This is a genomic window from Bradyrhizobium sp. (assembly GCF_049798375.1).
Taxonomy (GTDB): domain Bacteria; phylum Pseudomonadota; class Alphaproteobacteria; order Rhizobiales; family Xanthobacteraceae; genus Bradyrhizobium.
The window spans coordinates 1-2,439 of sequence record NZ_JBARGP010000333.1; the positions used below are offsets into that span (position 1 = coordinate 1).

General features: G+C 64.1%; 1 protein-coding gene. It reads left to right on the top strand.

Features of this window, described 5'->3' with window-relative positions; translation table 11 throughout:
- On the top strand, window positions 1-2,439 hold a 2,439-nt coding region (locus tag WA702_RS14180; RefSeq protein WP_425111164.1), incomplete at both ends, for an ATP-binding protein.

Consider the following 2,439-nt stretch of genomic DNA (forward strand, 5'->3'; position numbering starts at 1 on the left):
ACGTTCAGGAGCAGGCGTTGGGCCTGGCCAAGCTCGCCGCCGCCGAGCAGCAGCAGGTGGTCGAAGGGATCCGCCAGGTGCTGATCGCGCTTTCGGAACTCCCGGCGATCAAGGCCAGGGATTCGCATGCATGCAGCGGATATCTTTCGACGCTCAAGCAACGCTTTCCGGCATTCCTGACCTTCGTCATCGTCGACGTGAGGGGGGAGTCGATCTGCACCACCGATGGCCAGAGTGTGAATGTCGCTGACCGTTCTTATTTCATCGACGCGACGCGGACCGGTCATTTTACGGTGGGAATCTATTCGATCGGCAGGCTGACCGGGCGTGAGCTCATCCCATTCGCTTTGCCGTTCGCCGACGATCATGGCCAGTTCGGCGGCGTCATCATTGCGGCGCTAAATCTGAAATGGCTCGCAAGTTTCATTCTTCAGCTAGGTGTTCCACGCGGCGCCGCACTGGCCATCGCCGACCGCGCCGGCACCTATCTCGCCCGTTATCCCGATAACGGCAATTTCGTCGGCCGCGAGATGCCCGGCCAGAGGTATATGCATTCCGACCGCTCGGGCACGATCACGACCGCCGATCTCAACGGCGTCGAGCGGATCGTCGGCTATTCGACGCTGCAGGCGGACTCCGGCAGTCTCCTGGTCGCGGTCGGCCTCGACAAGGCGCAGGCCTTCAGCTGGATCCAGCGCCGGACCTGGCAGGACGTGCTTCTCATCGCGCTCGGTGCGGGTCTGGTGCTGCTACTGTCGTGCTTCGGCGCGCGGCGCTTCATCCATCAGCCGTTGAAGCAGTTGGTCGATGTCGCCAACCAGTGGCGGCTCGGCGACTATGCGCGGCGGGTGCATATCCGCGACAAGCGATCGGAGCTCTCCTGGGTTGCCGACGCGTTCAACACCATGGCCGACGCGCTCGCCGCGCGCGAACGTGAGCTATACGAAGCCAAGGAGAAAGCGGAGGAAGCGGCCAACCGGATCACCTCGATCTTCGAGAGCACGAACGACTGCGTCATGATTGTCGATCGAGAGTGGTGCGTTTCGTATCTCAATGCGCGCGCCCAGGCGCACCTTTCCGAGGAGCGCAACCTCGTCGGCGTCGATATCTGGGAAGCATTTTCCGTCGCGGCCGCTGAGCCTGATGTCGCTGTCCTGCTGCAGGAGGCGGTGTCGAAGCAGCAGTCGACCTCCTTCGAGCGGTTCTGCAGGCGGCGGGGGATCTGGTACGACATCAATGCATTCCCGTCCGGCGAAGGCCTTGCCGTGCTGTTTCGGGACATCACCGAACACAAGCAGGCGATCGAAGCCCGCCGCCTGATCGAGGAGCAGCTGCACCAGAGCCAGAAGATGGAGGCGATCGGCCAGCTCACCGGTGGTGTGGCCCATGATTTCAACAATCTGCTGATGGTGATCTCGGGCAATCTCGAGTTGATCGAGGATGCCGAAACGGACCGCGACCACGCCCGCGAGCTGGCGGCAGCGGCGCGGAAAGCGGCCAGTCGCGGCGCGAACCTCACGGCGCAGCTGCTTGCCTTTTCGCGCAGGCAGAAGCTGACGCCGAAGCCGGTCTATGCAAGTTGCCTCATTCGCGACTTCCAGGAGGTGATCCGCCAGGCGGCGGGTGAGGGATGCGAGTTCAGGCTCGTTGCCGATGATCGGGTGTGGCCGTGCTACGTGGACCCGGCGCAGTTGCAGACGGCACTGCTCAATCTGGCGCTCAATGGGCGCGATGCGATGCCGAATGGAGGATTGCTGGAAATCGGGTTGCGCAACATCGCGCTGGAGGACGATGCCATCGCCGGGGTTTCGGCCGGCTGCTATGTCATGATCTCGGTCACCGATGCCGGCTGCGGCATGACTCCCGAAACGCTCGACCGGGCGTTCGAGCCGTTCTTCACTACCAAGGAGGTCGGGCGGGGGACCGGCCTCGGACTCAGCATGGTCTACGGCTTCGTCCGCCAATCCGGCGGCCACGTCACCATCGAGAGCGCCATCGGCATCGGGACCATGGTCTGTCTCTATTTGCCCAGGTCGGCGCAGGCGCCCGTTGTGGAGACGGCCGCAGCAGCGGCGCAGGACACGCCGCCGGGCTCGGGACGGGTGCTTCTGGTCGAGGATGATGACGAGGTCCTGGACGTCGGCGTGACCATGCTGACGCGGCTCGGCTATGACGTCGTCTACGCCCGCAATGGCGTCGACGCGCTGCGGATGCTCAAGAGCGGGATGCGGCCCGACATCCTGTTCAGCGACGTGGTGATGCCCGGCGGCATCAATGGGGTCGAGCTGGCGCGCGAGGCGGAGCGGCTTCACGAGGACATCAAGATCCTGCTTGCCTCGGGCAATGCGGCCGATGTTCTGGCGCGGCACGGCGCGGTGGGCGAATTCCCGATCATCGGCAAGCCCTACCTCCGCGCCGACCTTGCCCGCTCCCTGCAAT